This window comes from Micromonospora sp. H61 (assembly GCF_018070325.1).
In the GTDB taxonomy this organism is placed as follows: domain Bacteria; phylum Actinomycetota; class Actinomycetes; order Mycobacteriales; family Micromonosporaceae; genus Micromonospora; species Micromonospora salmantinae.
In genome coordinates this window covers 59,053-71,917 of record NZ_JAGPXY010000012.1, presented here as the reverse complement: position 1 = coordinate 71,917, position 12,865 = coordinate 59,053, and the positions used below count along the sequence as shown (strand labels likewise).

Genomic DNA, 12,865 nt, shown 5'->3' with positions numbered 1-12,865 from the left:
ATTCTTTTTGGGTAATTTGCCGACGGCGCTGCAGTCGTCACCGCTCAGCGGCGGACGCCACCCTCGGTGAGGAAGCGGGCGATGGGGAGGGTTGCCGCGCCCAGCGCCACCGCGTCCACCCCGAGCCGGCACAGCTCGATCGACGCCTGCTCGTACGGCTGGCGCAGCGCCTGTCGGCCGGCGGCCTCCCGCACAGCCGGTAGCAGGTCGCCGAGGGCCATCGCCGCCCAGCCGCCGAGTACCACGCGCTCCGGGTTGAACAGGTTGATCAGGTTGGCCACCCCGGCGCCGAGGTAGCCGGCGGTGTCCTCCAGCACGCGTCGGGCGGTGGCCGAGGTCTCGGCGGCGGCGACCAGCGCGGCGATCTGGGACTCCTCGTCCTCGCCCGGCACCGGTCGGCCCCGGCGCGCCTCCCGGTAGCGGTCGATGATCGCCTCCGCCCCCACGTACGCCTCCAGGCAACCGCGCGCGCCGCACCGGCAGACCCGGCCGCCGTACACCAGAGTGGTGTGCCCCCACTCCCCCGCGCTGCTGGACGCGCCCCGGTAGGTGGCGCCGTTGGTCACCACCGACGCGCCCACGCCCGAGCCGACAAGCGCGAAGACGGCGTGCCGGGCGCCCCGGCCGGCGCCGAACCACATCTCGGCCTGGCCGAGGGTCTTCGCGCCGTTGTCGATGTGCAGCGGCAGGTCGGTGCCGGCGCCGATCAGACGCTCCAGCGGCACCCGGTCCCAGCCGAGGGCCTGGGCGTGCACGACCGCCTCGGCGCCCTGCTCGACCACGCCGGAGACGCCGACGCCGACGCCGAGCACGTCGCGCGGGGCCACCCCGGCCTGGCTGGTGACCGCTTCGATGCCGGCCAGCACGTGCCCGGCCACCAGGTCGGGCTCGGTGCGGGCCGGGTCGAGCGGGTACTCGACGCTGGCCAGCAGGGCCATCGCGAAGTCGAACAGCTCCACCCGGACCCGGGTCTCGCCGACGTCGACGCCGATCAGGAAGGCGAAGCGCGGCGCGATCCGCAGCAGCATGCTGGGCCGGCCGCCGTCGGACTCGGCGGCGCCGACCTCGGCGACCAGTCCTTCGTCGATCATGTCGGCCACCACGTTGCTGACCGCGGGTTGGCTCAGCCCGGTGCTGCGCACCAGGTCCTGCCGGGTGAGCGGGCCGTCCAGGAAGAGCTTGGTCAGCAGGGCGGACCGGTTGCGCAACCGCACGCTGCGGTTGGTGGCACGCGCCAGCTCCACTCGTCACCTCGTTCCCGTCGGCCGTTCGAGGCGACTGTAACCGCCTCGTGCTTGACGACCCACCGGCCAGCAACTTTAATGACGACATAAATTAAGCCGTGATGTAACTCCCGGGAAACGCCGACGGACCCCAACGGCGCACCCCCGAACCCTGTCCGCAGCCGGCCCCCGTCGCCCGACCCCTATCGGTGACGAAGGTCGGCGGACCCCCACCACGCACCGGAAGGGCTGACCCGTGTCGAGACGACACCTCGGGATATTCACCGCCGCCGTACTGGCGGCCGCCTCGCTGACCGCCTGCGGAGGCTCCGGCGACGACTCCGCCGCATCGCCCAAGACGCTCACCTACTGGGCCAGCAACCAGGGCGCCAGCCTGGAGGCCGACAAGACCATCCTCCAGCCGGAGTTGGACAAGTTCGAGAAGCAGACCGGGATCAAGGTCACCGTCGAGGTGGTCCCCTGGTCGGATCTGCTCAACCGCCTGCTGGCCGCCGCCGCCTCCGGCAAGGGCCCGGACGTGGTCAACATCGGCAACACCTGGTCGGCGTCGTTGCAGGCCACCGGCGCGCTGGTCGAGTTCGACGACGCCGCCCTGCAGGCCGTCGGCGGCAAGGACCGGATCGTGCCCGCCGCGCTCGCCGCCGCCGGCGCCCCCGGCAAGCCGCCGGCCGCCGTGCCGCTCTACAGCATGGCGTACAGCCTGTACTACAACAAGAAGTCGTTCGCCGACGCCGGCATCACCGCGCCGCCGACCACCTGGGAGCAACTCGCCGAGTACGGCAAGAAGCTGAGCACCGGCGGCAAGTGGGGCCTGGCGATCGAGGGCGCCAACCCGTCGGAGAACGCCCACCACGCGTTCACCTTCAGCCAGCAGTACGGCGGCGAGTGGTTCGACTCGGCCGGCAAGCCGACCTTCGACACCCCGCAGAACGTCTCGGCGATCAAGCGGTACATCGACTTCATGGCCGCCGACAAGATCACCAACCCGAGCAACGCCGAGTACGCGCAGAACCAGTCGGTCTCCGACTTCGCCAACGGCAAGGCGGCCATGCTGCTGTGGCAGTCCGCCGGGTCGAACCTGAAGACGCAGAACATGCCCGCCGACGCGTACGGGGTGGCCCCGGTGCCGTTCCTGGCCAGCCCGCCGGCCGGCGGCAAGAAGGTCAACAGCATGGTCGCCGGGATCAACATGGCGGTCTTCAAGCACACCAAGAACAAGGACGGCGCGCTGAGCTTCGTCAAGTTCATGACCAGTGACGAGGAGCAGACGCTCCTCAACAAGACGTACGGCTCGCTGCCGGCGGTGAAGACCGCGGCCTCCGACCCGGCGTTCAGCGCCCCCGAGCAGAAGACCATCCAGGAGACCCTGGTCACCACCGCCGCCCCGCTGCCGCAGGTGCCCGACGAGAGCACCTTCGAGACCCTGGTCGGCACCGCGATGAAGGAGCTGTTCGCCGACGCGGCCAGCGGCAAGCCGGTCACCGAGGAGTCGGTGAAGGCCAAGCTGACCGACGCGCAGCAGAAGATGCGCTGACCCAGGCGTCACCGGTGGCCGTGGTCGGGCGCTGAGCCCGGCCACGGCCACCGCCTCCGAGAGGACCCCGATGGCAACCAGCACCACCGCGCCGGACGCCGACCAGCGCGAACCCCGGGCCGGGTCGCCGGCCCGGGAGCCGGCCCGCCGGCCCCGCGGCCCCCGCCGCTCGCTCCTGCCGTACCTGCTGCTCGCACCGGCCGTCGTGCTGGAACTCGCCATCCACGTGATCCCGATGGTTGTCGGGGTTTGGATGAGCCTGCTGGAGCTGACCCAGTTCCACATCCGCGACTGGTCCACCGCGCCCTTCATCGGGCTGGAGAACTACCGGGCGACGCTCGACCTGAACAGCGCCGCCGGCAAGGAACTGCTGCACTCGTTCTGGATCACCCTGGCCTACAGCCTGCTCTCGGTCGGGTTCGCCTGGCTGCTCGGCATCTCGGCGGCGGTCGTCCTGCAACGGCCGTTCCGTGGACGGGCGATCCTGCGGGCGCTGTTCCTCACCCCGTACGCGCTGCCGGTATACGCCGCCGTGATCACCTGGAGCTTCCTGCTGCAACGCGACACCGGCCTGGTCAACCACGTGCTCGTGGACCAGCTCGGGCTGATGAACGAACGGCCGTTCTGGCTGATCGGCGACAACAGCTTCTGGTCGCTGCTGGTGGTGTCGGTCTGGCGCAACTGGCCGTTCGCGTTCCTGTGCCTGATGGCCGGGCTGCAGAACGTGCCCGGTGAGCTGTACGAGGCCGCCGCCATCGACGGCGCCGGGTTCTGGCGCCGGCTGCGCTCGGTCACCCTGCCGATGTTGCGGCCGGTCAACCTGGTGCTGCTGCTGGTGCTGTTCCTGTGGACGTTCAACGACTTCAACACCCCGTTCGTGCTGTTCGGCGGTTCCGCGCCGGAGCAGGCCGACCTGATCTCCATCCACATCTACCGCAGCTCCTTCAAGACCTGGGACTTCGGCTCCGGGTCGGCGATGTCGGTGGCGCTGCTGCTGTTCCTGCTGGTCGTCTCGGCCGCGTACCTGCTGATCACCAACCGTCGGAGGGACGATCATGCGTGAGACCGCCGGTGAACGCTGGGGCCGGCGCATCGTGCTGACCCTGCTCACCCTCTTCGTCGTCATCCCGCTCTACGTCATGGTCACCTCGGCGGCGAAGCCGTTGCAGGACGTGCAGAACGGCTTCACCTGGTGGCCCAGCCGGCCCACCCTGCAACCGTTCATCGACATGTGGAGCACCGTGCCGCTGGCCCGGTACCTGGTGAACAGCCTGGTGGTGTCCAGCATCGCGGCGATCTGCTCGGTGGCGGTGGCGATCTTCGCCGCGTTCGCGGTCAGCCGGTACCGGTTCCGCGGTCGGGGCGTCTTCTCGGTGACGGTGCTGTCCACGCAGATGTTCCCCGGCATCCTGTTCCTGCTGCCGCTGTTCCTCATCTACGTCAACCTGGGCAACGCCACCGGCATCGAGCTGTACGCCAGCCGCACCGGCCTGGTCATCACGTACCTGACCTTCTCGCTGCCGTTCTCGATCTGGATGCTGGTCGGCTACTTCGACTCGATCCCCCGAGGTCTGGACGAGGCGGCGCAGGTCGACGGCGCAGGGCCGCTGCGCACCCTGTTCCAGGTCATCCTGCCGGCCGCCGTGCCCGGCGTCGTCGCGGTCACCGTGTACGCGTTCATGACCGCGTGGGGTGAGGTGCTCTTCGCCTCGGTGATGACCGACGAGGGCAGCCGCACCCTGGCCGTCGGCCTGCAGGGCTACTCCACCCAGTTCAACGTCTACTGGAACCAGATCATGGCCGCCTCGCTGGTGGTCAGCATCCCGGTCGTCGTCGGGTTCCTGGCCCTGCAGCGCTACTTCGTCGCCGGCCTCACCGCCGGCGCGGTCAAGTGAGTCATCCAACCCCAGAGGAGAACCGACCCGTGCCCGACCTGTCCAAGCTGCCACCCGACTTCCTCTGGGGTGTCGCCACGGCGGCGTACCAGATCGAGGGGGCCGTCGACGTCGACGGCCGGGCGCCGTCCATCTGGGACACCTTCTCGGCGACCCCCGGCGCTGTCGACAACGGCGACACCGGCGCGGTGGCGTGCGACCACTACCACCGGTGGCCGGAGGACCTGGCGCTGGCGCGCCGACTCGGCGTGGACGCGTACCGTTTCTCGGTGGCCTGGCCCCGCGTCATGCCCGACGGCGTCGGGCGGGTCAACGCCGCCGGGCTGGACTTCTACGATCGGCTCGTCGACACGTTGCTCACCGACGGGATCCGACCGTTCGTCACGCTCTACCACTGGGACCTGCCGCAGGTCCTTCAGGACCGGGGTGGTTGGCCGGAGCGCAGCACCGCCGAGGCGTTCGCCGACTACGCGGCGGTGGTGGCCGCCCGCCTCGGTGACCGGGTCGCCGACTGGTGCACTGTCAACGAGCCGCTCTGCGTGTGCTGGATCGGGCACCTGGAGGGCACCATGGCCCCCGGCGAGCGGGACCTCACCCGGGCGGTGCACGCCTCGCACCACGTGCTGCTCGGGCACGGCCTGGCCACCCAGGCGATCCGCGCCAACGCCGCCCGGCCGGCCTCGGTGGGCCTGGTGGTCAACCTCAGCCCGATCGAGGCGGCGACCGACCGACCCGAGGACGTCGCGGCGGCCCACCGGGCCGACGGGCACGTCAACAGGTGGTGGCTGGACCCGATCCACGGGCGCGGCTACCCGGCCGACATGATCGCCACCTACGGGGTCGAGCCGCCGGTACGCGGCGACGACCTGGCGGTGATCGCCACGCCGACGGACTTCCTCGGGGTGAACTACTACTTCCGTCAGCTGGTGGTCGACGACCCGACCGGCGCGGCCCCGTACGCCCGGCAGGTGCCGGTGCCCGGCTCGGTGGAGACCGCGATGGGCTGGGAGATGTACCCGGCGGGCCTGGAGCGGCTGCTCGTCGACGTGCACGAGGAGTACCGGCCGGGACGGATCATCGTCACCGAGAGTGGCTCGGCGTGGCCGGACGAGGTCACCCCGGACGGCACGGTGGAGGACAAGGAACGCACCGACCACCTGGAGCAGCACCTGGCCGCGTGCGCGTCGGCGGTGGCCCGAGGGGTTCCCCTGGACGGCTACTTCGTCTGGTCACTGCTGGACAACTTCGAGTGGGCGTACGGCTACGACAAGCGTTTCGGGCTGGTGCACGTGGACTACGCCACCCAGCGCCGGACGGTGAAGGCGAGCGGTCTGCGCTACGCCGAGCTGATCCGTGCCCACCAGCGGCTCGCCCGCACCACCGGCACCGCGACGCCGGTGGCCTGAACGGGGGCGGTGCGAGCGGCCGCCCGGGGTGTCAACCTCGGGCGGCCGTTCCCGTCCGGATCGGATGAAACCGCCACCAACCGAGCTGCCGAGTGGCTAGCCTGCGGCAATGTCCGCAGCACCCGACGAGGTCGAGCAGGCCGATCCCAAGGGGCGAGTGTCCGCCACCGACCGGATGACGGCCTTCAGCGACGGCGTCTTCGCCATCGTCATCACGCTGCTGGTCATCGAGCTGCGGGTGCCCGAATACCACGAGGGCGAACTGCTCACCGGCCTGCTCGGCGAGGGCGCCTCCTATCTGGCCTTCGTGGTGTCCTTCGTCTACATCGGGGTGCTCTGGCTCAACCACCACGCGCTGCTGCGGCTGATCCGTGGCACCACGCTCACGCTGAGCTGGATCAACCTCGGTGTGCTCTTCGGCGCGGTGATCATCCCCTTTCCCACAGCGGTGCTGGCGTCCGCGTTCACCCACGGCGACACCGACGACCAACGCGCTGCCGTCGCCCTGTACGCGCTGGCCGCGGCCCTGATGTCGGCCCCCTGGCTGGTGTTCTTCGGCTACCTGCACCGCCACCCGGCGCTGCTGGAGCGTCGGGTCGACCCCGAGTACGTGCGTACGCAGCGGCTGCGACCGGTCACCGGCCTGATCCTGTACGGGCTCAGCGGGCTGCTCGGCTGGTTCGTCAGCCCGCTGCTGGGACTGATCGGTGTCATCGTCATGATCACCTATCACGCGGTCACCAGCGAAGGGCTCCCCCGCTGGCTGAGCCGCCGCTGAGCGAACGGAGCCGGAGCAGGTCGGCCGGGGTGTCCACGTCGGCCGGGGACCCGACGTCGTCACAGGGCACCTCGACCACCAGGTCCGGCCGGTCGCGCATCAGGTCGCGGGCGCCGCGGTCGCCGACGGCGTACCCGCTCAGCAGCGGCCAGGTGCGTCGAGCCAGCAGGATCGGGTGCCCGGCCCGGCCGGCGTAGGTGGCGACAGCGACGACCGCGCCGTCGGCGTACGCCGTGCGCACCCGGCGCACCGCGATCGGGCTGAGCAGCGGCTGGTCGACGAGGACCACGACGGCGGCCGGTACGTCGGCCGGCAGCGAGGCCAGGCCCCGCAGCAGCGACGAGCCCAGCCCGTCGGACCAGCGATCGTGCCGGACCGGCACCGCGCCGGGCAGGTCGGGCATCTCGTCGGCGCCCGCGCCGAGCACCACGTGCACGGGTGCGCAGCCGCCGTCGCCGAGCAGCCGGATCGCGCGCCGCACAAACGGCTCGCCGTCCAGCTCGACCAGCGCCTTCGGCCGGCCGTAGCGCCGCCCGGCGCCGGCGGCGAGCAGCAGTCCGGCGGTCACCGTCGTCACCTCCCGCACGAGGGGCTTTGCGTTATTCGCCCTGAGATATACCGACAAAGCTAGTCTGGGCCGGTGCAGGGCGGAGGAGAGAACGCGACGACGATCGACGAGCGCCACTCGTCCCGGGTGACGGTCGAGGTCAACGGCGCGTCCCGCGAGGTGACCCTGGACAACCGCACCACCCTGCTCGACGCGCTGCGCGAGCACCTCGACCTGACCGGGGCGAAGAAGGGCTGCGACCACGGCCAGTGCGGCTCCTGCACGGTGCTGCTCGACGGCCGGCGGGTGAAGAGCTGCCTGGTCTTCGCGGTCACCGTGGACGGCCGGTCGGTGGTGACCGTCGAAGGGCTGGCCGGCCCGGACGAGCTGTCCCCGTTGCAGGCCGCCTTCATCGCGCACGACGCTTTCCAGTGCGGCTACTGCACCCCCGGGCAACTCTGCTCCGCCCGCGGCATGCTCGACGAGGTCTCCCGAGGTTGGCCCAGCGCGGTCACCGGCGACCTGAACACGCCCGCGAAGCTGACCGACGCGGAGATCCGCGAGCGGATGGCCGGCAACCTGTGCCGCTGCGCCGCGTACCCGCACATCGTCGCGGCCGTGCGCCAGACGGCGGCGTCCTCGTGAAGGCGTTCCGCTACCACCGGCCCGCCGACGTGGCCGAGGCGGTCGCGGTGCTGGCCGCCGAACCGCAGGCCGCCTACCTCGGCGGCGGAACCAACCTGGTGGACCTCATGAAGCTCGGGGTGCAACGCCCCGACGTGCTGGTGGACGTGACCCGGCTTCCACTCGACACCGTCGAGGAGCTGCCCGACGGTGGGCTGCGGATCGGCGCGACAGTCCGCAACAGCGACCTGGCGGCCCACCCGGTGGTACGCCGCGACTACCCGGTGCTGGCCCGCGCCCTGCTCGCCGCCGCCTCCGGACAACTGCGCAACATGGCCACCACCGGCGGCAACCTGTTGCAGCGCACCCGCTGCGTCTACTTCCAGGACACGAGCAAGGCGTGCAACAAACGAGAGCCGGGCAGCGGTTGCGCCGCTCTACACGGCCAGAACCGCGACCTGGCGGTGCTGGACTGGTCCGAGCAGTGCGTGGCCACCCACCCGTCCGACCTGGCCGTCGCGCTGGCCGCCCTCGACACAGTGGTGGAGGTGCATGACGCCGACGGCCCCCGTGACGTCCGGATCGCCGACCTCTACCGCTCCCCCGGCACCCACCCGGAACGGGAGACCACCCTGGCCCGGGGCGCGCTGATCACCGCCGTGCGGCTACCGCCCCTACCGGCCGCGCGCCGCTCGACGTACCTCAAGGTGCGCGACCGGGCCTCGTTCGCCTTCGCCGCCGGCTCGGTGGCCGCGGTGCTGAACCTCGACGGGGACGTGGTCCGCGACGTGCGGCTGGCGTACGGGGCGGTGGCGCACCGGCCGTGGCGGGCGTACCGGGCCGAGGAGGAGCTGCGCGGTCGTCCGTTCAGCCCGGAGCTGGCGGCACGGGCCGCCGACGCGGAGCTGGCCGAGGCGCGCCCGTTGCGGCACAACGGCTTCAAGGTGCCACTGACCCGGGCCATCACCGTGCGGGCGCTCACCGAACTGGCGTCGTCGTGAGCACCGGGGCCGTCGGACGGGCGTACCCCCGGCTGGAGGGCGCGGCGAAGGTCACCGGCACGGCCCGGTACGCGGTGGAGTACCCGGTGGACGGGGTCACCTACGGCTGGGCGGTGCCGTCAGCGGTGGTGCGGGGCCGGATCACCCGGATCGACACGACGGAGGCGTTGGCCTCGCCCGGTGTGCTGGCCGTGGTGCACCACGGCAACGCGCCCCGGATGGCACCCGGCCCGCAGCCGGAGCTGCGGCTGTTGCAGGAGCCGACTGTGCACTACCGGGGGCAGTACGTCGCCGTGGTGGTGGCAACCAGCCTGGAGGCGGCCCGCGAGGGCGCCCGACTGGTCCGCATCGACTACGACACCGGCCCGCACAGCACAGTGCTCACCGACGACCATCCCGGCCTCTACAAGCCGGACCAGGTCAACCCCAGCTATCCGACGGACACCGCCGAGGGCGACTTCGACGCCGGGTACGCGGCCGCCCCGGTGCGGGTGGACGTCACCTACCGGACGCCGGCGTACCACAACAACCCGATGGAACCGCACGCCACCACGGCGCAGTGGCACGACGGGCGGCTCCTGGTGCACGACTCCACCCAGGGCGCCACGCCGGTGCGCGCCACCCTCGCCGAGCTGTTCGAGCTGCCGCCGGAGTCGATCCGGGTCGTCGCCGAGCACGTCGGCGGCGGCTTCGGCAGCAAGGGGTACGCCAAGGCGTCGGTGGTGCTGGCCGCCCTCGCCGCCCGGCACATGGACCGCCCGGTCAAACTGGCGCTGACCCGCCAGCAACTGTTCGGGCCGGTCGGCTACCGCACCCCCACCATCCAGCGGGTCCGCCTCGCCGCCGACACCGACGGCCGGCTCACCGCCATCTGCCACGACGCGATCAGCCAGACCTCCACCATCCGGGAGTTCGCCGAGCAGACCGCCGTCTACACCCGCAGCATGTACGCCGCACCGCACCGCCGCACCACGCACCGGCTGGTCCGCCTCGACGTGCCCACGCCGTTCTGGATGCGTGCCCCCGGCGAGTGCCCCGGCGCGTACGCCCTGGAGTCCGCGGTGGACGAGCTGGCCATCGCCGTCGGCCTGGACCCGGTCGAGCTGCGCATCCGCAACGACACCGCTGTCGACCCCGACCAGGGACGCCCGTTCACCAGCCGCAACCTGGTGGCCTGCCTGCGCGAGGGCGCCCAGCGGTTCGGCTGGGCCGGCCGTGACCCGTCGCCCCGGGCCGGACGCGACGGGCGCTGGCTGATCGGGACCGGAGTGGCCGGTTCGAGCTACCCGGCCCGGGCCCGACCGTCCACGGCGACGGCCACCGCCCGGCCCGACGGGAGCTTCCTGGTCCAGATCAACGCCACCGACATCGGCACCGGCGCCCGGACGGCGATCTGGCAGGTGGCCGCCGATGCCCTCGGGGTGCCGCCGGAGCGGGTGGAGATCCGCATCGGGGACAGCGCGCTGCCGACGGCGGCGCTGGCCGGCGGCTCGATGGGGACCGCCAGCTGGAGCTGGGCGGTGATACGGGCCGCGCAGGCGCTGCGCGAGAAGCTGCGCGACGGCGGGCCGCCGACCGGCGAGGTCACCGCCGAGGCGGACACCACCGAGGAGGTGGGAGGGCAGCCCGCGCTGCCCCGGTACGCGTACGGGGCGCAGTTCGTCGAGGTGCGGGTCGACGCGGACACCGGCGAGGTGCGGCTGAACCGGATGCTCGGGGTGTTCGCGGCGGGGCGGGTGGTGAACCCGACGACGGCGCGCAGCCAGCTCATCGGCGGCATGACGATGGGGCTGTCGATGGCGCTGCACGAGGAGGGGCTGCTCGACGAGCGGTACGGCGACTGGGTCAACCACGACCTGGCCACCTATCACATCACCGGCTGCGCGGATGTGGAGTCCATCGAGGCGTACTGGCTGGACGAGCGCGACGACGAGTTGAACCCGGCCGGGGTGAAGGGCATCGGCGAGATCGGCATCGTCGGCGCCGCCGCGGCGGTCGCCAACGCTGTGCACCACGCGACGGGCGTACGGATCCGGGAGCTACCGATCCGGCTGGACAAGCTCATCGGAATATCAGACTTGGCTTAAATAAGCCGTCAGTGATACAACTGTCGTCGTGCACGCCTTCGACGTGCTGGGCGATCCGGTCCGGCGCCGCATCCTGGAACTGCTCGCCGGTGGCGAGCAGACCGCCGGCGCGGTCAGCGCGGTCATCCGCGAGGAGTTCGGCATCTCCCAGCCCGCCGTGTCCCAGCACCTCAAGGTGCTGCGCGACAACGGCTTCGCCACCGTGCGGCCGGAGGGCACCCGGCGGCTCTACGCCGTCGACCCACGCCCACTGCGCGAGGTCGACGGCTGGCTGGAGCACTTCCGCCGATTCTGGGCCCCACCCCTGGCGGCACTCGCCACCGAGCTGGCCCGGGGCCGACGCGAGCGTCGGCTGCGCGGGCCCGCCGACCCACCCGATGAGAGGAACACCTGATGTTCGACGCCACCGAGCAGATCAACGCCGTCCAGCGGAAGGTCGGCAGCCGCACCCTGGAAGCCGGTGAGGCGCGGGTCACCACGATCAGCCAGACCTACCAGGCGACGGCCGAGGATCTGTGGGACGCCTGCACCAGCGCCGAGCGCATCCCGCGCTGGTTCCTGCCGATCTCCGGCGACCTGCGGCTGGGCGGCACGTACCAACTCCAGGGCAACGCCCACGGCACCGTCGAGAGCTGCGAACCGCCGCACCGCTTCACCGCCACCTGGGAAATGGGCGGCGAGGTGAGCTGGATCGAGGTGCGGGTCACCCCGGTCGGCGACGAGCGGGCCCGCCTCGACCTGGACCACATCGCGCACGTCGACCAGGACCGGTGGGCCCAGTTCGGGCCGGGCGCGGTCGGTGTCGGCTGGGACCTCGGGCTGCTCGGCCTCGCCTCGCACCTGGCCGGCGACGGCAGCGGGATCACCCCGGAACAGGGCGCCGAGTGGACCGCCTCCGCCGAGGGACGACGGGCCATCGAGTTGAGCAGCCAGCTGTGGTGCGAAGCGAGCATCGCCGCCGGCACCGACGCCGACGAGGCGAAGGCCGCCGCCGAACGCACCACCGCCTTCTACACCGGCGACCCGGCCGCCTGAGCGCGGGACGAGGCGGCGGCGCGGGAGGCTTGCGGCGGCGCGACGGGCTGGGCGCGGGACGAGGCGGCGGCGCGACGGGCTGGGCGCGGATCGGAGTAACGTGCTGCGGCATGACCGGCACGCCGTACTCGCACTGCTCCTACTGCGGCGCCGCCTACCCGCCGGCCGCCGGATGGCCGCGAGTCTGCACGGTCTGCGGCGAGACCATCTGGCGCAACCCGCTGCCGGTGGCGGTCGCGGTGCTGCCGGTCCGCACCGCCGAGGGGCTGGGAGTGGTGGTGGTCCGCCGGGACATCGAACCGGCCCGCGGCCTGCTCGCGCTGCCCGGCGGCTTCATCGAGTACGGCGAGGAGTGGTCCGACGCACTCGTACGGGAGCTGCGGGAGGAGACCGGCCTGATCGCGGCGGCCGAGGACGCCCGCCTGTTCGCGGTGCACGGGGCGCCAGCGGGCGGCACGATGATGGTCTTCGGAGTGCTGCCCGAGCGGGCGGCCGAGGACCTGCCACCCTCGGCGCCGACCGAGGAGGCGACCGAGTGGCTGGTGCTCACCGACCCGGTCGAGCTGGCGTTCTCCACCCACACCCAGGTACTGGCCGATTTCCTCACCCCCACCCACCAGGTCTGACCCGCGCCCCACCCTCGCGATCTTGCACTTACTGTCCCGACACAAGCGGCTTATCACGCATATCGACGACCGAAACTGCAAGATCGGC

The 12,865-nt window shown here is 71.8% G+C and carries 13 protein-coding genes; 11 read left to right on the top strand and 2 right to left on the bottom strand.

Annotated elements, in window-relative coordinates; all coding sequences use genetic code 11:
- Window positions 1–44: 44 nt before the first annotated feature.
- Window positions 45–1,244 (bottom strand): ROK family transcriptional regulator, encoded by a 1,200-nt coding sequence (locus tag KBX08_RS08985; RefSeq protein WP_210782312.1) that lies wholly within the window; start codon window positions 1,242–1,244, stop codon window positions 45–47.
- Between the two features lie 235 nt (window positions 1,245–1,479).
- Between KBX08_RS08985 and KBX08_RS08980 the strand changes: the two genes are divergently transcribed.
- The 5 genes from KBX08_RS08980 (at window position 1,480) to KBX08_RS08960 (ending at window position 6,857) form a co-directional block, all read left to right on the top strand.
- Window positions 1,480–2,778 (top strand): sugar ABC transporter substrate-binding protein, encoded by a 1,299-nt coding sequence (locus KBX08_RS08980; RefSeq protein WP_210782310.1) that lies wholly within the window; start codon window positions 1,480–1,482, stop codon window positions 2,776–2,778.
- Between the two features lie 70 nt (window positions 2,779–2,848).
- Window positions 2,849–3,841, top strand: a complete 993-nt coding sequence (locus KBX08_RS08975; RefSeq protein ID WP_210782308.1) for a carbohydrate ABC transporter permease — start codon at window positions 2,849–2,851, stop codon at window positions 3,839–3,841.
- A complete protein-coding gene (locus tag KBX08_RS08970) occupies window positions 3,834–4,673 on the top strand; it encodes a carbohydrate ABC transporter permease (protein ID WP_210782306.1) in 840 nt (279 codons plus the stop codon). The genes KBX08_RS08975 and KBX08_RS08970 overlap by 8 nt, the downstream gene beginning before the upstream one ends.
- Before the next feature lie 29 nt (window positions 4,674–4,702).
- Window positions 4,703–6,079, top strand: coding sequence for a GH1 family beta-glucosidase (locus tag KBX08_RS08965; protein ID WP_210782304.1), 1,377 nt, complete (start codon window positions 4,703–4,705; stop codon window positions 6,077–6,079).
- Between the two features lie 109 nt (window positions 6,080–6,188).
- Entirely contained in the window at window positions 6,189–6,857 is a 669-nt protein-coding gene (locus KBX08_RS08960) for a TMEM175 family protein (protein WP_210782302.1), read from the top strand.
- On the opposite strand, the gene KBX08_RS08955 is transcribed toward KBX08_RS08960, so the two are convergent.
- Window positions 6,817–7,425, bottom strand: coding sequence for a nucleotidyltransferase family protein (locus KBX08_RS08955; RefSeq protein ID WP_307850487.1), 609 nt, complete (start codon window positions 7,423–7,425; stop codon window positions 6,817–6,819). The two genes, KBX08_RS08960 and KBX08_RS08955, sit on opposite strands and share 41 nt — an antisense overlap.
- Before the next feature lie 126 nt (window positions 7,426–7,551).
- Here KBX08_RS08955 and KBX08_RS08950 point away from each other — a divergent pair, with 126 nt between their 5' ends.
- The 6 genes from KBX08_RS08950 (at window position 7,552) to KBX08_RS08925 (ending at window position 12,777) form a co-directional block, all read left to right on the top strand.
- Window positions 7,552–8,049, top strand: coding sequence for a 2Fe-2S iron-sulfur cluster-binding protein (locus tag KBX08_RS08950; protein ID WP_210782386.1), 498 nt, complete (start codon window positions 7,552–7,554; stop codon window positions 8,047–8,049).
- Window positions 8,046–9,029, top strand: a complete 984-nt coding sequence (locus KBX08_RS08945; RefSeq protein WP_210782300.1) for a xanthine dehydrogenase family protein subunit M — start codon at window positions 8,046–8,048, stop codon at window positions 9,027–9,029. The genes KBX08_RS08950 and KBX08_RS08945 overlap by 4 nt, the downstream gene beginning before the upstream one ends.
- Window positions 9,026–11,116: a xanthine dehydrogenase family protein molybdopterin-binding subunit gene (locus KBX08_RS08940; RefSeq protein ID WP_210782298.1), complete on the top strand. Its 2,091-nt coding sequence runs from the start codon at window positions 9,026–9,028 to the stop codon at window positions 11,114–11,116. Before KBX08_RS08945 ends, KBX08_RS08940 begins: the two co-directional genes overlap by 4 nt.
- Before the next feature lie 28 nt (window positions 11,117–11,144).
- Entirely contained in the window at window positions 11,145–11,510 is a 366-nt protein-coding gene (locus KBX08_RS08935) for a helix-turn-helix transcriptional regulator (RefSeq protein WP_210782296.1), read from the top strand.
- Complete coding sequence (locus KBX08_RS08930; RefSeq protein WP_210782294.1) at window positions 11,510–12,151, top strand: SRPBCC family protein; 642 nt, start codon at window positions 11,510–11,512, stop codon at window positions 12,149–12,151. Before KBX08_RS08935 ends, KBX08_RS08930 begins: the two co-directional genes overlap by 1 nt.
- Before the next feature lie 110 nt (window positions 12,152–12,261).
- Window positions 12,262–12,777, top strand: coding sequence for an NUDIX domain-containing protein (locus KBX08_RS08925; protein ID WP_210782292.1), 516 nt, complete (start codon window positions 12,262–12,264; stop codon window positions 12,775–12,777).
- The last annotated feature ends 88 nt before the right edge of the window (window positions 12,778–12,865 follow it).